Raw genomic sequence first — 21023 nt, 5'->3', positions numbered from 1 at the left:
TATGCAATTATCGTGCATAATAGGGGAGTGAGTCACTATGTTCGGCTAATTTTTTAATTTGACTGCTAAATCAATCGCCTTTTTCAGTGCTCCCAGTTTGTTGTTTACCTCTTGTAGCTCATATTCATCCTGACTGCGTGCTACAATACCTCCTCCGGCCTGGAACCATAGCTCGTTGTTGCGGCTTACAAAAGTGCGGATGGTGATCGCTTGGTTTAATTCGCCGTTCAATCCGATAAATCCGATACAGCCACCATAGGCGCCACGATTATGTGGCTCGATTTCACTGATTAACTGCATAGCGCGTACCTTTGGAGCACCGCTTAACGTACCGGCCGGAAACGTGTCAATAAACGTTTTTATTTTGTCTGCGCCTTCATTCAACATACCGCTGACACGGCTTACCAAGTGAATAACATGACTATAATATTGTGGCTCTTTATAGAATACCACGCGTACATCATGGCAATTACGTGAAAGGTCGTTTCTTGCAAGATCAACCAACATGACATGCTCTGCATTTTCTTTAGGGTCGGCCAATAAAGCTTCCGTCAATTCGCGGTCTTTTACCGTGTCTCCTGTGCGACGGGTGGTTCCGGCAATCGGATCAATGTAGGCACGGTCGTTTTCAATTTTGCAATGTGTTTCCGGCGAAGAACCAAAGATGCGATATCCTCCGAAGTCGAAGTAGAAAAGATAAGGAGAAGGATTGATGCTGCGAAGTGCGCGATAAACTTTGAAATCATCTCCGGCATAAGGTTGGATAAATCTTCTGGAAAGCACGATTTGAAAAACATCTCCGCGCATACAGTGTGCGATTCCTTTGCGGACATTTGCTTTGTGCTCTTCGTCAGTGATGGGGCTGGTTACGGGGCCTGTTACAGAGAAATTATAGGAAGCATAATTCCGGTTTTCGATGGCTGCTTCCAATTCCGGCAAACCGCTTTCTTCTCCTTCGGACAACATTTCAACTAATGTCAGTTCATTTTTGAAATGATTGAAAACAACGATATACTTATATAATATGTATAATAAATCCGGAGCATCATTCTGTTCATCGTGACTTTCTTTCACCGGGATATGCTCGAAGTATTTCACAGCATTAAACGTCGTGTATCCGTAAAGTCCGCATACATTCTTATCATCTCCGGTCACCTGGAACTGATTGATAAATCGGTTCATGGCCTTTTCTACATTGAATGTTTTTGTCAACGGTTCTTCCGTACGGCTATTATCGGGATAGTTGGCAGTAACAATACCACCGTTTACACCGATACTTGCCAAAGGGCAAAGGGCTATAAATGACAGGGAATTTTCTCCTGCATGATAATCGGAACTTTCCATTAATGCGGATTGCGGATACATGTCGCGCACTTTCAGATAAATGCTGACGGGAGTATGCATATCTCCGAGCACTTGTTTGCTATGGGTAGTATAATTAAATGTTTTCATTTCTATAATTGCTTGATTATTGATTACAAATAATGGTTGACTAATTATTTATAGCTGTTCGTTAAACGACAAATAGGTTTCAATATCTTTGTCTCCTCGTCCTGAAACAGTCAATACAACAATATCTTCCGGCTTGAACTTCAATTTTTTCAAAGCTCCTAATGCATGGGCAGATTCCAACGCAGGGATAATACCTTCGAGTTGGGTCAGTTCGTAGGCAGCCTCTATCGCTTCGTCGTCGTTGATTGCCAATACATTGGCGCGGCTTTGGGCGGCAAGGTTAGCGTGTATCGGACCAATGCCCGGATAATCCAGTCCGGCGGAAATGGAGTATGGCTCCTCGATCTGTCCGTCCTCGTTTTGGATGACGTAGGTACGTGCTCCGTGGATAATTCCCATTTTGCCGAGTTGGATGGTAGCGGCGGTCATTCCGGTTTCTATTCCTTTACCTCCCGCTTCCGCCAGGATAATGCCTACCCGTTCGTCGTTGATATAATGATAAATCGTTCCGGCAGCATTACTTCCTCCTCCGACGCAGGCTATCAAATAATCCGGATAATCACGTCCTTCTTTTTCTTGTAGTTGCTTTTTGATTTCTTCGCTGATAACAGATTGCAGGCGTGCCACCATGTCAGGGTAGGGATGAGGACCTACGGTAGATCCGATGATATAATAAGTGTCGGCAGGATGACAGCACCAGTCGCGGATCGCTTCGTTGGTTGCGTCTTTCAGCGTCATGTTTCCGGAAGTGACAGGGATAACGGTGGCTCCCAACATTTTCATTTTCTCTACATTAATGTGCTGGCGTTCTACATCCGTCTTTCCCATATAAACGATACATTCCATATCCATCAATGCACAGACGGTAGCTGTTGCTACTCCATGTTGTCCGGCTCCGGTTTCGGCGATGATACGCTTCTTTCCCATGCGGCGTGCCAGTAAGATTTGTCCGATGGTGTTGTTGATTTTGTGAGCACCTGTATGATTCAGGTCTTCCCGCTTCAGATACAATTTGCAACCGTACTTTTCAGAAAGACGTTTGGCCAGATAGAGTGGAGAAGGACGTCCTACGTAGTCACGCAGTAACTGGTCGAATTCCTTTTTAAAATCTTCGCTTTCAATCACTTCGAGGTACTTATTCGTTAGTTCCTCAACACATTTGTGGAGGATTTCCGGTACATAAGCACCACCGAATTCTCCGTAATAGCCATCCTGGTCAACTAAAAAACTTTTCATAATCCTATATCTGTTTTTATGTTATTATTGAATCTGTTTTGAAACGGGTAAATAAAAAGAGCCCTGTCGCAGGTTGCGACAGGGCTCTTTCAATTTTGTTATATCTTTAATGAGGTATATACATACGAGCACTGCTCCCTTACGACTGTCGGAGTTGTAACGGGTGCCACCACCAATATGTATTTACTAACATTGTTCTCATTGTCTTTTGTAATTTTATGGGGGCAAATATAGACACTTTGTTTGAAACAGCAAACAAAATATGACTTTTTTTCTCTTTTGCCTTCATTTTTCTGATATAGAACAATTTTCAACTTGAACTGTTCTTATAAATATTGAATATTTAAACAAAAACAATTATGAAACAGAGAAAAGTTTTAGTAGGTATCGCTATTGCCATTTTCATTATATTATTATTGTATTGGTTATTGGTAGCGGAGGATATGAAACCCTGGTTGTCGGCTATGGTTCCTTCCGTGGCACAACAATTCTTTGCTTGAGTCTGACAGGGTTCGGATAAATCATGTATCTTTGCAAGGATAGTGACTAATAACCCCAATAATAACAATAGACTAAGATATGGAAAATTTTATTTTTCAAAATCCCGTGAAACTGATCATGGGAAAAGGGATGATTGCCCGGCTGGCTAAAGAAATACCATCCGACAAACGTATTATGATTACTTTTGGTGGCGGAAGCGTAAAGAAAAACGGAGTGTACGATCAAGTAAAGGAAGCATTAAAGGACCATTTTACGGTAGAATTCTGGGGAATCGAGCCCAATCCTGCCATCGAAACTCTCCGTAAAGCTATTGCTTTGGGAAAAGAAGAGAAAGTGGACTATTTGCTGGCTGTTGGCGGCGGTTCTGTTATTGATGGTACGAAATTGATTTCCGCAGGAATCCTGTATGATGGTGATGCCTGGGATTTAGTACTTGCCGGCCGACCGGTAACTCATACTGTACCTCTTTCCACTGTATTGACTTTGCCGGCTACCGGTTCGGAGATGAATAACGGAGCAGTTATTTCCCGCCGCGAAACGAAAGAGAAATATCCTTTTTATGCCAACTATCCAATCTTCTCTATTCTCGATCCGGAAGTAACCTTTACCTTGCCTCCTCATCAGGTGGCTTGTGGATTGGCCGATACCTTTGTTCATGTGATGGAGCAATATATGACTACTCCCGGACAGAGTCGCGTTATGGACCGTTGGGCGGAAGGTATTCTGCAAACTTTGGTGGAGATCGCTCCGAAAATTCGTGAAAACCAGCATGATTATCAACTGATGGCTGATTTTATGCTTTCGGCTACAATGGCATTGAATGGGTTTATTGCTATGGGAGTGTCTCAAGACTGGGCTACTCACATGATCGGGCATGAAATTACTGCGTTGCACGGATTGACACATGGCCATACGTTAGCTATTGTTCTTCCTGCTACTCTGCAAGTGCTTCATGAAGAAAAAGGAGATAAGCTTTTGCAGTATGGTGAAAGAGTTTGGGGAATTACTTCCGGTACGAGAGAAGAGCGGATTGATGAAGCGATTTGCCGTACCGAAGAATTTTTCCGTTCACTGGGACTGACTACACGTTTGCATGAAGAGAACATCGGACAGGAAACTATTCTGGAAATCGAACGCCGCTTCAATGAGCGTGGTGCTAAATATGGCGAGAATGGAAATGTAACAGGTGCTGTCGCTCGTAGAATATTAGAGACTGCACTGTAGCATATTCCTAACATAAGAGAAATAGTAGAATTAGGAAGATAACTGAAAGATTCTAAAGCGAAAAGATCTCTTTGCTGCAAGATATGAAGAGCATTCGGAAAGTTAGTCACAAAACTTTTAGGGTGCTCTTCTTTTTTTTGTAGTAGTAAGGGTTGTTTTTTAACTAAAAGCTTTTCAGACATTCTGTTTGTTATTTCTCAATATTCTCTGTTCTTGGAATTTTGAACCAGAAACAAGAACCTTCTCCTTCTTTAGATTCTGCTCCGATCACTCCGCCCAGTCGTTCTACTATGACACGGCAAATGGCTAGTCCGAGTCCTGTTCCTTTAATAAACGAATTCAGTTTGACGAAACGTTCGAACACCTTATCTATTTTGTCAGCAGGAATTCCGATACCTGTATCTTTTACATAAAAGTATATTTCATCACTTGCTTCATCAATCCGGTATCCCATTTCGATAGAACCTTTGGAAGTGAATTTTAAGGCATTATTTGTAAAGTTGATGATAACCTGTGATAAACGTATGCGGTCCGTATTTATAATACATTGATCTGCTCTCTCTCTGAATGCGATTTGTACCTCTGGTGAAGAGTTTTTTTCTTGCATTTGTCTGCAAATGCCTTCCATCAGTTCATTAATGTCAGTTTGCGCAAATGTGAATTCCATGGTACCGGCTTCGATTTTGGAAAGATCCAGAATATCGTCTATCAGTTGCAATAATAAGATATTGTTGTTGGAGATAATTTTTACGAATTCCTGTCTTTCTTCCTCCTCCTCTGTTTGACAAACCATTTCGGAGAATCCTACAATTGCGTTTAGTGGGGTTCGTATTTCGTGGCTCATATTAGCGAGAAAGGCAGATTTCAGTCGATTGGATTCTTCGGCTTTTTCCTTTGCCTCCTGCAACATCCTGTTCATTTTTAATTTTTCAGTGATGTTTTCAAAACGAAGTAATCCGCCAATAATTTCAGTTTCTTTTTCGTCACCGAAAACGGGGGTTGCGGTCACTTCAAAATCTACATCGTCTATTCTGATTGTATGTCGGATAATTTTGCCTTGTTCGATTGCTTTTTTGAAAGCACATTGTCTACACGGTTCATTACGGAGCGCACTGGTCTGATAGCAAATTTTTCCCGGTATGTATTGTCTTCCTTTTACCAGACTGGCGATTTGTCTTGTTTCTTCCCATTGTACCCGATAGTTTTTATCAATATAGATAAGTCCGAAATCAATACTTTTTAGAGCTAGTTTCTGCTTCTTCAATGCTTTTTCCAGTTCTTCTTTGGCTGCAACTAATTCTCTTTCATAATTCTTGAGTTGAGTGATATCCCATCGGGTTGCCAACAGCCATCTTTTTTCTCCTTCCCATGAAATAATTGATTTTACGGCAATCGTATCATGTGTGATTCCATCGGGGGTGGTATATTTTTCTTCCTTGCGATATACTTTGTTTTCTTGTACGAGTTCTTTGTCTATATTCCGGTATTTTTCTCCTCTTTCTTCTCCGTATATTTCATAGTCTGTATGTCCGATGGCTTCTTCACTGCTAATGCCGGATTGAGCGGCCGATTCTTTATTCCAGTAATAGTATCGGAAATCATTTGTAATGTCTTTTACGAAGATAGGAAAAGGGAGGTTGTCGAGAATATCAAAAGAGAAACGATAGGAATGATTGGTCTTTTTAATTGTTTTTTGTAATTTGCGGATTCTATATAATAAGATGCTGATGATAAGGAGTAAAATAATTACCAGTAAATAATTATAACCCCAATGTGCTTCGCCAATCCATGAAATTAACAAAATATTGTTTGCCATAAAATGTTTGATATAAATAGGGTGTAAAGATATGAATTGTTCTCTAACTATCAAAAGATAATACATAAATATATTGCTTTTCAACATTATATTGTAAGGCTGTAATCATATATGATGGAATGGATATAGCTATATGGTATCTTTTATTTCCTGTATGGTATGATGTTTTGATTGGTTTTGAATCTTTTTTTTAGCCGGGAAATGTATTAAAATATTAAATGATGTCTCATGAACTAAAATCATTTCTAATTTGTTTTAATAACGCTGGAGTATTTTCTATTTTTGTTCACCTAAATTAGTTTTGATAGAGTCAAAATAAAACAATCATTTAATTACGTATGATAATAACTATTATTATTCTCGTTCTTTCGGCTGTCTTTTTCGTGAACGGTAAGATTCGTTCGGATATTGTGGCACTATGTGCGCTGATAGCCTTACTTGTTTTTCAGATATTAACTCCTGACGAGGCACTCTCCGGTTTTTCCAATTCGGTAGTCATTATGATGATCGGATTGTTTGTAGTAGGAGGGGCTATTTTTCAGACGGGACTGGCAAAAATGATTAGTTCCCGAATTCTTAAACTTGCGGGAACCAGTGAGATTCGGTTGTTTCTATTGGTGATGTTGGTGACTTCTGTCATTGGTGCGTTTGTCAGTAATACAGGTACGGTGGCATTGATGCTTCCTATTGTTGTTAGTCTGGCGATGAGTGCCGGCATGAATCCCAGCAGGCTGTTGATGCCGTTGGCTTTTGCAAGTAGTATGGGAGGTATGATGACTTTGATTGGTACTCCGCCGAACCTTGTGATACAGAATACGTTGACTTCCGCCGGACTTGAGCCGCTTTCTTTCTTCTCTTTCCTGCCTGTCGGCATTGTCTGTGTAATTGTCGGTACACTGGTTCTGATGCCGCTTAGTAAATGGTTTCTTTCTAAAAAAGGCCAGAAAGATGATAATAAACGTTCGGGCAAGTCATTGAAACAGTTGGTTAATGAATATGGACTCTCCAGTAATTTGTTTCGTTTACAGGTGATAAAAGATTCACGGCTTTTGGGGAAGACAATTATTGACTTGGATGTTCGCCGTAAATACGGGCTGAATATTATGGAAGTTCGTCGTGGTGATGCATCGCAACATCGTTTTCTGAAAACGATTACTCAAAAGTTTGCTGCACCGGACACGATGTTAGAAGTAGAGGATATTTTGTATGTGACTGGAGACTTTGATAAGGTGCAACTCTTTGCGGAAGATTACCTGTTGGAGATCTTGGGCGACCATGCAACGGAAGAAACAAAAAACACGGCTAGCTCTCTGGATTTTTATGATATTGGTATTGCTGAAATAGTATTGATGCCATCCTCTAATTTGATAAACCAGACAATTAAAGAAGCTGGTTTCCGTGATAAGTATAATGTGAACGTATTGGGGATTCGTCGTAAAAAGGAATACTTATTACAAGATTTGGGGAATGAGCGTATTCATAGTGGTGACGTGCTTTTGGTACAAGGAACCTGGAATAATATAGCCCGTCTTAGTAAGGAAGATTCTGATTGGGTTGTTTTGGGGCAACCTTTGGCGGAAGCGGCTAAAGTTACGTTAGATTATAAAGCTCCGGTAGCAGCTGCTATTATGGTATTAATGGTGGCAATGATGGTTTTTGACTTCATTCCGGTTGCTCCGGTTACAGCTGTTATGATAGCGGGTATATTGATGGTGCTCACGGGATGTTTCCGCAATGTGGAAGCGGCTTATAAAACGATCAACTGGGAAAGTATTGTATTGATTGCTGCCATGCTCCCTATGTCTCTGGCATTGGAGAAAACGGGAGCTTCAGAATATATTTCCAATACATTGGTGAACGGATTGGGATCATACGGACCGATTGCATTGATGGCAGGTATTTATTTTACAACTTCGTTGATGACGATGTTTATTAGTAATACGGCTACCGCTGTTTTGCTTGCTCCGATTGCTTTGCAAAGTGCCATACAGATTGGAGTCAGTCCGGTTCCTTTCTTGTTTGCCGTGACGGTAGGTGCAAGTATGTGTTTTGCTTCTCCATTCTCTACACCGCCTAATGCCTTGGTGATGCCTGCCGGACAATATACCTTTATGGATTATGTAAAAGTAGGATTGCCGTTGCAGATTATTATGGGAATCGTGATGATTTTTGTATTGCCATTGATTTTTCCCTTTTAGTCTTTGATTTTTATCTTGTCAATGGGGAGAGATGAAAGAAATATGCAACTCTTTTTTTGCTATATGCTATTGAATAAGTAGTATTAAACTTTTATATTCAACGATATAACTAACAGTCTTTCAATATAAATAATTAGAGTGAGGCGGTTTAAAAGATGTTAACTGCAAATCGGAAAATGCGACGTAATCTGTATAATGTTTATAAATACAATTATCTTTGTATATTCATTACTGATTGTTGATTGGTAGTGATTTGTGTTTTTCACAAATAAAACAAACTAAAGCATTAAAAGATTATGAAACAGAACATTGCAAAAGTATTCACTTTCTCGTTATTAGCGTCTTTCATCGGTTTTATCAGTTGTGTTGATAATGAGAAAAATCTGTTTAATGCAGATCAACTGAGACAAATTTACGAAGAAACTTTTCCTGTAAAAAACATCGACCCTGATGGTGATTGGACAATGTCACGAAGCGTGACGGCGCATGTATCAGTCAATAGAGATCAGGGAATAGATTATAAGATACAAATATTTGATGCCAATCCATTAAGTCCGGGAAGTACAGCAAAACTCTTAGCGGAAGGAACTGTCAATCAAAGTACGACTTTGAATGTGGGGATGGATTGTGCAACAGCGCTTGATAAGGTGTTTGTTGCACGTATTGATGAGCACAAACGTTATCTGGTTCAACCGGCAGCGATTGAAAATGGTACAGTGACAGTGCATTTTGGAGACAAAAGTACGCCAACACGTTCTATATCACGAGCTGTGGCGACTAGTATACCAGTTGTGGAAGCTCCATATACAGCAGAGTTTATTAGTGATAAAAAAATGACGGCTACTGAAGTTAAAAACGGTTGGGATTTGGGGGCAGGTTTCGGATGGTTTGAGTATGCTAATTTGCCTGTATTCAAGGAACAAGAACGTTGGTTTAAGATTCCGAATGGTACTTTTAGTGGAGGCTTAACTACCACTGGAAGCAGTGGCGGAGCCCAAGCTGTGAAAGTAATTGTTCCTCAAGGAAGCACATGGGTTATAGAAAATAGTAATCAATTTTCTAATATCACAGAAATTATAGTTGAGAATGGTGGAAAGATAGAGGTCGCTAAAAATGGGAGCCTGGTATTAACTCAAGCTTCTTATATAACTGTGATGCAGGAAGGAAGTATTGTAGGCGACAGAGGTATTCAGATAACAAATAGTTCGGCCGGGCGTACGAACTATAATGCCGGTACGATTGATTGTGACTTTTTGAAAATTGATGGAGGTGGAAGTGGAGTTGATTTTGTGAATTATGGAACACTTAAACTGAATTCTTATAATGCTTCTACCAATGGTACCACATTGATAAATCATGGAACGATTGAAGTTGAAAATATAGATGGTAACAACAATACAAATATTAAAAACGGTTGTTATCTGAAAGCAGGAAAATTACAATTTGGTACGCTTGTTATGGGAAATACTTCCGAAGCTGTTTGCAAAGAATTGACGGGTAATGGAAATAATAATAATATCGTGATGGAAGCACAATCCATGTTGACTTGTACGGGCAAAGCTAATTTATTCAGAACAGTTACCGGTCCGACACAAGGAACTGCCTTATTAAGAATTCATACAATAGACAATACTTCCGGTTTGGCTTATTCTAATTCAAAAGTAACGAATAATATTATTTGTGAAATAACGGATCAAACATCTAATGGTAAAAATCAATGGGAATGGAGTTCTTTTGATTGGCTGACAAATAAAGGATTGCAGCAAGGTGCTACCTATTGTAACCCGGGTAAAGCAGAATTTATACTTCCTGCTGACGGTGACTGTATTAAAGAAGGATATAACTCTGATGAAGAACCGGATAATGTAGAGATCCGATATGCGGTTTATTCTTATGCTTTCGAAGATAACTATCCGAAAGCAGGAGATTATGATTTCAATGATATTGTGTTGAATGTAACTTTGCCTGCAGCCGGTAATGACGTGAAAGAACTGAAATATAAAATCGACCTTCGGGCGGTTGGTGCCGTGAAACAATTAGGTGCTGGTTTGAGAATACGAGGAATAGATAAAAATAATGTAGAAGAGGTAAGTTTTGGTGCAGGCGCTGCTCAACGTACCGCCTCATTAAGTTCCGGGATATTTGAAAATGCATCTTATGAAACGAATGGTAATGAACTTGTGATTCCTTTATTTGGAGATGCACATTATATATATGGATATACAGGAGCACAACGTCCCATGTTGAATACAGGGAATACTAGTACTCCTCTGACCGATATATACACTCTTGAAGTGAACGTCAAACTTAAGAATGCAATATCTGTCCCTAGTGTGACAGATGGTTTAGACTTCTTCATTGCTTATCAGGGGATAGGTCAAAAGAGAACGGAAATCCATTTGACTCATTTTAATTCGGCTACGGCGAATGGCCAATTGGCAGATAATGAAGTGCTCGAGGTAATCAAGGCTGTTAATAATACATGGGCTCTGTGTGTTCCTGATAAATTTGCTTATCCAATAGAAACAACAGTGATAACGAACGCATATTCTAAATTTGCAGATTGGGCACACGATCAGAGCTCAACTACAGATTGGTATAAGACTGTTAGCAGTGATAAGGTGATTCTGTACTAAATAAACTTTTCGTCATCTCTACACTTTTTACATAAAGTTTTAGAATCCCTGATTATACTGACGATTGTTTGTGTAATCAGGGATTTTGCTATCTCACATGTTTTGTTATTTCTCTCTGTTAGCAAGCAAAAACCTTTAAAATGCTGAAAATTTTGCTTGTTTTGTACAAAAACACCGTGTTTTTATCGGAAAAGCATCGTTATATTTGTGAAAAACATAAGGATAAAGTAAGCAAAAGATACGGATAATGTCACCAAAAGCTATGGATAGAGTAAGCAAACCATTGGGATAGTGTCGCTATGTCGTAAATATTGTTAGTATTTTCTACTTTCCTTCCATTGATTTTTCTATTTCGGTCTTTGATAATGATAAATAGAAAAGAATAAAAGGGAACTTTATTGGTATAGATGATGCTTTTTAGATTTTAAAAGTTTTCTTGATCTATCAAAATGTGTATATATCATGCTTGATTATATAATAGTGACTTTGTTAAATGCCTCTACGTTGGCAGAAATACTTTACTCCAGCGTAAAGGGAGGAAAGAAGCGATTTCTGATAGATTAAGAATTACAAAGTGTCAGTAGTGACTTTTTGTAAAATAGAAAGAAGTTCTCCTAATTTATTTAATAGGAAATAATAGTGAAATAGTTGTCAATTACTAATATTTTGTATATTTGTCAAGGTGAGAGACTAAATATGCAGAGTGATTTCACTATGTGATTGAGGCTTATTTTTAAATATCTAATATTATGAAAAGATTTTTGTTATTAGTGTTAATTAGTTGTCCTGCATTGCTATTCGCTAATTTAATGACTAGTAATCAATATTATTTCCGTTCATGGAACATTAATGATGGTTTATCACAGAATAGTATATATGCTATTCTGCAAGATCATCTTGGTTTTATGTGGTTTGGCACTAAAGATGGATTGAATCGCTTTGATGGAACTTCTTTTCAAGTATATTGCAAAGCTAATGGTATGCTGGGTAATAATTGTGTTACTGCACTTTATGAAGATAAGGACGGACAGATCTGGATCGGTACCGATGCCGGAGTCTATATTTATTCTATTTCATGTGAGAATACATATTTTTTTGATGTAAAGACTGCTGATGGTTTAGGTATTACCCGTTCTGTATATATGATTGATGAGAATAAAGATGGCATTTATATCTCTTCTGCTGATGGATTTTTTTGTTTTCACCCACAACAAAAAGATTTGGTACAATTAAAAATACCCTGGGCCGGTATGAAAAACTTTTTGTTCGATCAGGGAACTTGTTGGGGAGCTTTTTATGCCGATAATCTGTATTTTACTCTTGATAATTTCAACACTGTATATCCTTTTATCGCACAGGATGGTACCCAACCCTTTAAGAATGAAGTAGTCAATAAAATAATTAAAGGAGAAGAGAATCTGTTATATGTTGGCTTGACTAAAGGCTTGAAAGAAATCAATTTGGCGACCCGGCAAGTCCGTACGTTGCTATCTGTAGATGATAAAGGCGATGATGTTTACGTGCGGGAAATTGCGCTCTATTCTGAAAATGAGTTGTGGATCGGTACGGAATCCGGTATTTATACTTATAACATCAAGAAAGGTTCTATAACCCATATTCAAAGTTTGGTGGGAACTTCCTATGCATTATCAGATAATGTTGTCTATTCTTTATATAAAGATAAAGAAGGAGGAATGTGGATTGGATCTTATTTTGGAGGAATAAACTATTACCCTAAACAATATACATTCTTTGAGAAAATATATCCTCATAAAGGAATGGAAGAACTGGGTGAACGTGTTCGGGAAATCGTAGAAGACGAAAAAGGAAATTTGTGGATTGGTACAGAGGATAAAGGTTTGTTTTATTATAATCCTACGACAAAGGAGCTGAAACCGTTCCATCATCATTCTATTTATCATAATATTCATGGATTATGTCTGGAGAATGGATTTTTGTGGATTGGTACATTTTCAGGAGGACTTAATCGAATCAATCTACAGACGAATGCTGTGAAAACTTACCGGAAAAAAGATTCCTGTGGGTTGAGTTCCAGTGATATTTTTGTGATTCGACGCACAGTGTCCGGTAAAATATATCTGGGTACTGCTGACGGACTATTTGAATATCATAATGAGAATGATTGCTTTTCACGAATTGAATCTGTCCCACCTACTTTGATTTATGATTTGCATGAAGACCTAAAAGGACACCTTTGGTTGGCAACCTTTAATGGAGTGTATAAGTTAGAAACAGAGAAGCAAAAGTGTATTCATTTCTACCATAAGGAAAATGATTCACTAAGCTTATCTTCTGATAAAATTCTAAGTATCTTTGAAGATAGCCGTCATCAATTATGGTTTACTACTGAAGGTGGAGGATTCTGTCGATTGGTTTCAGATTCCGGAACTTTCGAATGTTATGATTCGAATTCTATCGGACTACCAAGTGATGTTGTTCATCAGATTATAGAAGATAAGCGTGGTGTTTTTTGGCTGACCACAAACAAAGGACTAGTTCGTTTCCAACCGGACACCAAAGTTATTAAAAACTTTACCATTGCCGATGGACTATTGAGCAATCAATTTAATTACCGTTCAAGTCATCAAACGGCGGATGGAAGAATCTATTTTGGTTGTATTACAGGGCTTATATCTTTTGATCCGTCTACTTTTATCGATAATGATTATGTATCTCCTTTGGTGATAACGGACTTTATGATTTTCAATAAAGAAGTAATACCAAATACAAAAGGATCACCTTTGAAACAGAGTATAACGGTGTCAGACTCCATTGAACTGACCGCATCTCAAAATTCCTTCTCATTTCGCTTTGCGACACTGGGGTATTCTACTTTAGATCAGAATAAACTATTATATAAGTTGGAAGGATTTGATAAAGAATGGTATGAAGCAAGGGGATCATTAGTCAGTTATTCTAATTTGCCATATGGACCGTATATCCTTTATGCAAAAGGAGTGAACAGTGACGGAGTCTGGAATGATGTGCCATTAAAATTACATATTTATATTCGTCCGCCGTTTTATCTGACGGGATGGGCTTATGCTGTTTATCTTCTTTTATTATTGTGTGCTTTTTATGCTATTATACGATATTCCAGGCGTCGGATGGCTCGCAAGCATATGCAGCAAATGGAAAAGTTTGAGCAAAGGAAAGAACGCGAACTTTATTCTGCCAAAATTAACTTTTTTACGAATGTAGCACATGAAATACGGACTCCGTTGACGTTAATCAAAGGTCCTTTGGAGTGTATCTTGAAAGATAAACCTTTAGCAGATGATGTGCGGGAGGATTTGGTTATCATGAAGCAAAATTCTGACCGCTTATTGAATCTTATAAATCAGTTGTTGGATTTTCGCAAAACAGCCAATAATAGTTTCACACTCATTTTATCTGAATGTGATATTCAGGAAATAGTGTATGGAGTTTATATCCGTTTTACATCTTTGGCACGACAAAAAGATATAAAACTTTCTATCGATTTGCCTTCGGAAAAGATTTCCGCTGCTGTCGATCGCGAAGCGTTGATTAAAATTATAAGCAATTTGTTGAGTAATGCTGTGAAATTTGCAACTACTTATATAACTATAACAGTAAAGTGTAATGCAAGCAGCTTTATAATAAAAGTATGCAATGACGGGTCTGTTATTCCCATTCATATGCGGGAAGAGATTTTTCAACCTTTTGTTCAGGTTCAGAACAACGAAAAATATGCTTCCGGTACCGGTCTCGGTCTTGCTTTGGCACGTTCTTTGGCAGAGTTACATCATGGAACCTTATGTCTTGAAAATATGGAAGGAGCCAATTGTTTTGCATTAGAAATTCCAGTCAGCCATGTAGAGGAAGCACAGGAATTACAGAAGAATGTATTAGAGGAGGAAGAAAAAACATCAGATCTTGAAAATCTGATGGCAGAAGAACTGGAAAAGGGAACTCATCTTCCTGTAATTCTGATAGTGGAGGACAATCAGGATATGCTGGCATTTATAGCTAAACAATTATCTTCGGCCTATGTTGTTCTGAAAGCAAAAGACGGAGTTGAAGCTCTTGAAGTATTGGAGAATGCAAATATTGATTTATTGATTAGCGATGTTATGATGCCACGGATGGACGGGATGGAATTGTGTCATCAATTGAAGACAGATCTTACGTATAGTCATATCCCTGTACTACTGTTGACTGCCAAAACAAATCTTGAATCGAAAATAGAGGGATTGAGGCTGGCAGCAGATGCATATATTGAAAAGCCTTTCTCTGTAGAATATTTGATAGCTACAATTGAGAGCCTGCTTTGTAATCGTGAGAAACTAAGACAGGCATTCTGCCATTCTCCTTTTGTGTTTACAGCAACGATGGCACAAACGAATGCCGATAGGGTTTTTCTGGAAGAATTGAATAAAATAGTATATGATAATTTGCAGGACCCGGATTTTAATCTGGATAATATGGCACAGTTACTGAACATGAGTCGTTCCAGCTTGAACCGGAAAATTAGAGGCATACTTGATATGACTCCCAATGATTATATTCGGGTAGAGCGTCTCAAGAAAGCAGCTGTACTTCTCAAAGATAAATCTTATAAAATAAATGAAGTCTGTTATGCGGTTGGTTTTAGTACTCCTTCTTATTTTGCAAAGTGCTTCCAAAAACAATTTGGGGTACTTCCAAAGGACTTTGTGGAGATGTAGACAACCTTTCTCTGCAATTATCCTTTCTACATAGGCAATTATCGAATCAAATGAAGATTTTGATTCGATTGTTATATGAATAGCTTCAATAATTCTACTGAATTTAGAGGGTAGTGGCTACTTTTGGATACGTGAAAACAAAGTATCAAATCTATTATTAACTTTAAACGAAGCAATTTATGAAGAACTTCATCCGGCCTATTTTTTTATTCTTATTTATATTGATTTTTAATGTTGCAGCATTTGCGCAATGGTCGCCGGCAGGTGACAAAATAAAGACTCGATGGGGGGAGCAGATAGACCCGAATAATGTATTACCGGAGTATCCGCGGCCCATAATGGAGCGTCCCCAATGGATGAACCTGAACGGTTGTTGGGATTATGCCATTGTTCCTAAAGGTATGGAAGCCCCCGTTGTGTATGATGGTAAGATATTAGTCCCTTTTGCTGTTGAATCTTCACTGTCCGGAGTGGGAAAAAGAGTGGGAGGTGAAAAGGAAGTATGGTATAACCGTATATTTAATGTACCCGAGAAGTGGAATGGAATGAATGTTCTTCTTCATTTCGGAGCTGTGGACTGGAAAACCGATGTATGGGTGAATGATATTAAAGTAGGAGAACATACAGGTGGGTATACACCTTTTTCATTTAATATATCTTCCGCCTTAAAAAAAGGAGGAAATAAGCTGACTGTTCGTGTTTGGGATCCGACAGATAAAGGAGTACAACCACGAGGAAAGCAAGTGGAACGTCCCGAAGGTGTTTGGTATACTCCTGTTACAGGTATTTGGCAGACTGTTTGGCTGGAGCCTGTACCTATTTGCCATATCACAAACGTGCGTACGACGCCTGATATTGATTTACGTCGAATCAATGTGGCGGTTACTACCAGTGAGTACTTTACCGGCCGGGTAAGAGTGAAAGTATTTGATAGTGAACAGCTGGTTGCTGAAGGAGTAGCTGTAAATAAACAGGTTATTGAACTGGCAATGCCTGAAAATGTCAAACTATGGTCTCCTCAATCTCCTTTTCTTTATAAGACAGAGGTGACTTTGGAAAGCAATGGTAAAACGATGGACAAGGTGAATGGTTATGTCGCCATGCGGAAATATTCAACCCGACGGGATAAGGATGGCATAGTGCGGTTGCAACTAAATAATCAGGACTTGTTTCAATTTGGCCCTTTGGATCAGGGATGGTGGCCTGACGGCCTCTATACAGCTCCCAGTGACGCGGCTTTGCGTTATGATGTTCAAAAGACAAAAGACTTTGGCTTTAACATGATTCGTAAACACATCAAAGTGGAACCGGCCCGATGGTATACACATTGCGACCAGCTAGGGATTATTGTGTGGCAGGATATGCCAAGTGGTGATCGTAATTATGAATGGCAAAACCGGAGTTATTTTGATGGTATTGATTTTAAACGTTCTCCAGAATCGGAAGCGATTTATCGTAAGGAATGGAAAGAAGTCATTGATTACTTATATTCTTATCCTTGTATTGGTGTCTGGATTCCATTTAATGAGGCTTGGGGACAATTTAAAACACCGGAGATTGCAGCTTGGACCAAACAATATGATCCGTCTCGTTTAGTGAATCCGGCAAGTGGCGGCAATCATTATACATGTGGGGATATGCTTGACTTACATAATTATCCGGCTCCTGAAATGTATCTTTATGATGCTCAAAGAGCAAATGTTTTAGGAGAGTTCGGTGGAATTGGTATGATCTGTAAAGAACATCTGTGGGAACCGGATAAGAATTGGGGATACGTACAATTCAATTCTTCTCAAGAGGCTACTGACGAATATCAGAAATATGCGGATATGCTGTATAAACTTATTCCGAGAGGTTTTTCCGCTGCTGTTTATACACAAACCTCTGATGTTGAGATTGAAATAAATGGTTTACTGACTTATGACCGTAAGGTTATAAAGCTTGATGAAGAACGCTTACGAAAAATAAATGAGAAGATATGTAATGCATTGCGTTAGTAATAGAATAACTCTTATAAATTTAATACAATATGAAAAAATTAAGATTTTTAATGGCTTGTGTCTTGCTGGCTTTTCTTTGGTCTGAAGGAAGTTATGCAAATACTACGCTGGAAAACACGGGGAGTTCCCAGCAACAGCAATATTGGAAGATTAAAGGAAAAGTCTCTGATGAGAAAGGAGAGGCACTGATAGGGGCGACTGTGAAAATTAAGAACGCGACACATGGTACGGTAACCGATGTTAATGGTAATTTTGAGATAGTGCTGCCTCCCGGTGGTGTTCTCATTATAAGTTATATCGGCTATAGAGAACAAGAACTGAAAATCAATTCACAGCGTACCTATGATATTGTATTGAAAGAGGAAACTGCCGGACTTGATGAAGTGGTAGTGACTGCTTTGGGTATTAAACGTGACAGGAAAGCTTTGGGATATGCTGTCAGTGACGTGAAAGGAAAAGAACTTGAAAAAGCGAAAGAGACCAATGTTATAAATGCATTGGCTGGTAAGATTCCGGGACTGGTCATTTCTCAAACAGCTGGTGGCCCAGCCGGAAGTACGAGAGTAATTATTAGAGGTAATACTTCTTTAACTGGTAGCAACCAACCTCTTTATGTAGTAGATGGCGTACCGTTGGATAATTCTAATTTCGGTTCGGCCGGTGCTTATGGAGGATATGATTTGGGAGATGGAATCTCGTCCATCAATCCCGATGATATTGAATCCATGTCTGTGTTGAAAGGTCCTGCTGCTTCTGCTTTATACGGTAGTCGTGCTGCGCATGGAGTTATTCTTATAACGACCAAGAAAGCACAAAAGAATCAGAATCGCAGGACGATAGGAGTGGAGGTAAACTCAACCGTTACTTTTGAAAAGCAACTTACAGAATATGATGATGTTCAGACAGAATTCGGTCAGGGATGGGATGGAAGAATAAATCTGAATGATGATGATGCAAAATCGGCTTGTGCCAGTTGGGGACCCAGATACGATGAAGGAATTGCTTTTAAGTATTTTGATGGAGTGACTCGTCCTTTTATATACAGGAAAGACAATATAAAGGGATTCTTTAACACAGGTGTTACAGCCACAAATTCTTTGATTCTAAGTTCTGCCAAAGAGAACAACAGTATAAGATTGTCATATACGAATCTGACTAATAAGGATATTATGCCTAATGCCAAGATAAGCAGGAATACGATTGATTTAAGAACATTCTTTAAGCTTGCAGAGAAACTGGAAGTTGATTTCAAAGTCAATTACGTAAATGAATATGTAAAGAACCGTCCGGCATTGGCAGACTCGAGAACGAATGTAGCTAACAATCTGATGAATCTGGCAGGAAACTTTGATCAGGTATGGTTGAAGGATAATTATATACATTCGGATGGAACCTACTACGACTGGAATCGAGGAGATGTCTGGAATATCAACCCCTATTGGGTGCAATATGCAATGAAGAATACGACACAGAAAGACCAGTATTTTGCGGTCGCTTCATTTAAATATAGTGTAAATAAGAATCTGTATTTCAAATTGACCGGTGGTGGTGAAAACGTGAACTTCTCATTTATGGATTATATTCCATATTCTACCCCTAGTACTTTATTGGGACAATTACAAAAAAGAACTTTTGAAAATAAGTCTTATAATGTAGAGTTTATTGCTAATTATCAAAATAGCTTCAAACGCTTCAATTATGGAATTACATTAGGAGGGAATGTGTATCACGTAGATAATAAGTCCCATACCATAACAGCTAAAAATATGTCAATGCATGAGACAGTGGCTCTGCAAAGTTTCCTGCAAAAAGAGATTACGGAAGGTAGTTGGCGTAAAGAGATTAATTCGTTATTTGGAATGGTAAACCTTTCTTGGAAAGATTTACTGTATGCAGATGTGACGTTAAGACGGGACCAGTCGTCCACACTGCCGGTAAACAATAACGTTTATTTTTATCCTTCAGTTGGTGGAAGCTTCTTGTTTTCAGAATTGATTAAGCCGAATCCGATTTTCTCATTTGGTAAATTAAGAGCTTCCTGGGCACAAGTCGGTAGTGATGCAGACCCTTTCATGTTGGATTTGAACTACATTATGACGGACAAAACCTTTGGTAATTATTCTACGGGATATATTAGTACGGGTACTATTCCTAATAAAGACCTGAAACCATCCAAAACCAATTCTTTTGAGATTGGAGTGGATTTAAAGTTTCTGAATAACCGGATCGGATTGGATTTTACTTACTATAAACAAAACAGTAATAATCAGATTATGAATGTTGCCACATCAGTAACATCAGGTTATGGTACCAAACTGATAAATGCAGGGGAAATAGAAAACTCGGGAGTAGAGATTGCATTGAATACGACACCGGTTCAAACGAAAGATTTTTCTTGGGATTTTAATTTTAACTTCTCGAAGAATAGTAATAAAGTGAAGTCCTTGTCAACAGGAATCGAGAGTCTGGAATTGGCAGCTGCCCGTTGGCTGGGAGTAAAGGTACTGGCTGTTCCGGGAGAAGAATACGGAGTGATTATGGGGCAGGATTTCTTGAGAAATGAACAGGGAGACGTGATTATCAATGCTGATTCCGGTTTGCCTGAAATAACCAGTGATATGAAAAAGTTAGGGAAAGCAACCTGGGATTGGACAGGGGGACTAACGACTACTTTCAGATATAAGCAATTTACTTTATCGGCAATTTTTGATATTAAAGTAGGAGCAGATATTTATTCCATGACGGCACGTGGCTTGGCCAAATCAGGTAAGGCAGCATATACTGTAAGGGGACGTGACGAATGGCATAAATCGGAAGAACAGCGTTTGGAAGCTGGAGTTGTTGAAGGAAATTGGCAATCTACCGGTGGGTATGTTGCAGAAGGAGTTGTTAAGCAAGTGGATGCCGCAGGCAATGTATCTTGGGTGAAAAATACCAAAGCGATTGCTCCATACGATTATTGGGGATATATCTGTGATAAGACAGCTTCACCTTTTATCTATGATAATAGTTACGTCAAGATGCGTGAGTTAACATTCGGATATACCTTTCCCAAAAAGTTGATAGAGCGTTATGTTGAATCGTTAAGTGTTTCATTTGTTGCGCGAAATCCTTTTATTATCTATAAAAATGTACCGAATATTGATCCGGACTCAAATTATAATACTTCTGCTATAGGGTTGGAATATGGTTCGTTACCTTCCAGAAGAAGTTTTGGATTGAATGTGAATATTAAATTTTAAATTGTCCGA

General features: G+C 38.8%; 10 protein-coding genes. 7 read left to right on the top strand and 3 right to left on the bottom strand.

What is annotated here, in order from left to right:
• Positions 1-45: 45 nt before the first annotated feature.
• Positions 46-1452, bottom strand: a complete 1407-nt coding sequence (locus GD631_RS17670) for an anthranilate synthase component I family protein (protein ID WP_143259852.1) — start codon at positions 1450-1452, stop codon at positions 46-48.
• Between the two features lie 48 nt (positions 1453-1500).
• Entirely contained in the window at positions 1501-2688 is a 1188-nt protein-coding gene (trpB, locus tag GD631_RS17665) for a tryptophan synthase subunit beta (protein WP_143259850.1), read from the bottom strand.
• A 359-nt stretch (positions 2689-3047) separates the two neighbouring features.
• Between trpB and GD631_RS17660 the strand changes: the two genes are divergently transcribed.
• Positions 3048-3188, top strand: coding sequence for a hypothetical protein (locus GD631_RS17660; protein ID WP_004300101.1), 141 nt, complete (start codon positions 3048-3050; stop codon positions 3186-3188).
• A gap of 79 nt (positions 3189-3267) precedes the next feature.
• Positions 3268-4413 carry an iron-containing alcohol dehydrogenase gene (locus GD631_RS17655; RefSeq protein WP_143259846.1) on the top strand — a complete coding sequence of 382 codons (1146 nt, stop codon included), beginning with the start codon at positions 3268-3270 and terminating at the stop codon, positions 4411-4413.
• A 190-nt stretch (positions 4414-4603) separates the two neighbouring features.
• Here the strand turns inward: GD631_RS17655 and GD631_RS17650 are convergent, their stop codons facing one another.
• Positions 4604-6229 carry a PAS domain-containing sensor histidine kinase gene (locus tag GD631_RS17650; protein WP_143259844.1) on the bottom strand — a complete coding sequence of 542 codons (1626 nt, stop codon included), beginning with the start codon at positions 6227-6229 and terminating at the stop codon, positions 4604-4606.
• Between the two features lie 338 nt (positions 6230-6567).
• Between GD631_RS17650 and GD631_RS17645 the strand changes: the two genes are divergently transcribed.
• The 5 genes from GD631_RS17645 (at position 6568) to GD631_RS17625 (ending at position 21014) form a co-directional block, all read left to right on the top strand.
• Positions 6568-8427 (top strand): SLC13 family permease, encoded by a 1860-nt coding sequence (locus GD631_RS17645; protein WP_143259842.1) that lies wholly within the window; start codon positions 6568-6570, stop codon positions 8425-8427.
• Between the two features lie 296 nt (positions 8428-8723).
• Positions 8724-11063: an LruC domain-containing protein gene (locus GD631_RS17640; RefSeq protein ID WP_143259840.1), complete on the top strand. Its 2340-nt coding sequence runs from the start codon at positions 8724-8726 to the stop codon at positions 11061-11063.
• A gap of 749 nt (positions 11064-11812) precedes the next feature.
• A complete protein-coding gene (locus tag GD631_RS17635; protein WP_143259838.1) occupies positions 11813-15772 on the top strand; it encodes a hybrid sensor histidine kinase/response regulator transcription factor in 3960 nt (1319 codons plus the stop codon).
• Between the two features lie 179 nt (positions 15773-15951).
• On the top strand, positions 15952-17769 hold the full coding sequence (locus tag GD631_RS17630; RefSeq protein WP_143259836.1) for a glycoside hydrolase family 2 protein: 1818 nt from the start codon (positions 15952-15954) through the stop codon (positions 17767-17769).
• A 32-nt stretch (positions 17770-17801) separates the two neighbouring features.
• Complete coding sequence (locus GD631_RS17625) at positions 17802-21014, top strand: SusC/RagA family TonB-linked outer membrane protein (protein ID WP_143259834.1); 3213 nt, start codon at positions 17802-17804, stop codon at positions 21012-21014.
• Positions 21015-21023: the final 9 nt, after the last annotated feature.

The organism is Bacteroides luhongzhouii (assembly GCF_009193295.2).
GTDB classification, from domain to species: domain Bacteria; phylum Bacteroidota; class Bacteroidia; order Bacteroidales; family Bacteroidaceae; genus Bacteroides; species Bacteroides luhongzhouii.
The sequence above is the reverse complement of the archived record's forward strand: the minus strand, read 5'-3'. Positions and strand labels throughout refer to the sequence as shown.

Excerpts from the sequence above, each read along its gene's own strand:
- GD631_RS17660 (WP_004300101.1), top strand. The coding sequence starts at position 3,048 with ATGAAACAGAGAAAAGTTTTAGTAGGTATCGCTATTGCCATTTTCATT.
- GD631_RS17630 (WP_143259836.1), top strand. The coding sequence starts at position 15,952 with ATGAAGAACTTCATCCGGCCTATTTTTTTATTCTTATTTATATTGATT.
- GD631_RS17670 (WP_143259852.1), bottom strand. The coding sequence starts at position 1,452 with ATGAAAACATTTAATTATACTACCCATAGCAAACAAGTGCTCGGAGAT.
- GD631_RS17625 (WP_143259834.1), top strand. The coding sequence starts at position 17,802 with ATGAAAAAATTAAGATTTTTAATGGCTTGTGTCTTGCTGGCTTTTCTT.
- GD631_RS17655 (WP_143259846.1), top strand. The coding sequence starts at position 3,268 with ATGGAAAATTTTATTTTTCAAAATCCCGTGAAACTGATCATGGGAAAA.
- trpB (WP_143259850.1), bottom strand. The coding sequence starts at position 2,688 with ATGAAAAGTTTTTTAGTTGACCAGGATGGCTATTACGGAGAATTCGGT.
- GD631_RS17650 (WP_143259844.1), bottom strand. The coding sequence starts at position 6,229 with ATGGCAAACAATATTTTGTTAATTTCATGGATTGGCGAAGCACATTGG.
- GD631_RS17645 (WP_143259842.1), top strand. The coding sequence starts at position 6,568 with ATGATAATAACTATTATTATTCTCGTTCTTTCGGCTGTCTTTTTCGTG.
- GD631_RS17635 (WP_143259838.1), top strand. The coding sequence starts at position 11,813 with ATGAAAAGATTTTTGTTATTAGTGTTAATTAGTTGTCCTGCATTGCTA.
- GD631_RS17640 (WP_143259840.1), top strand. The coding sequence starts at position 8,724 with ATGAAACAGAACATTGCAAAAGTATTCACTTTCTCGTTATTAGCGTCT.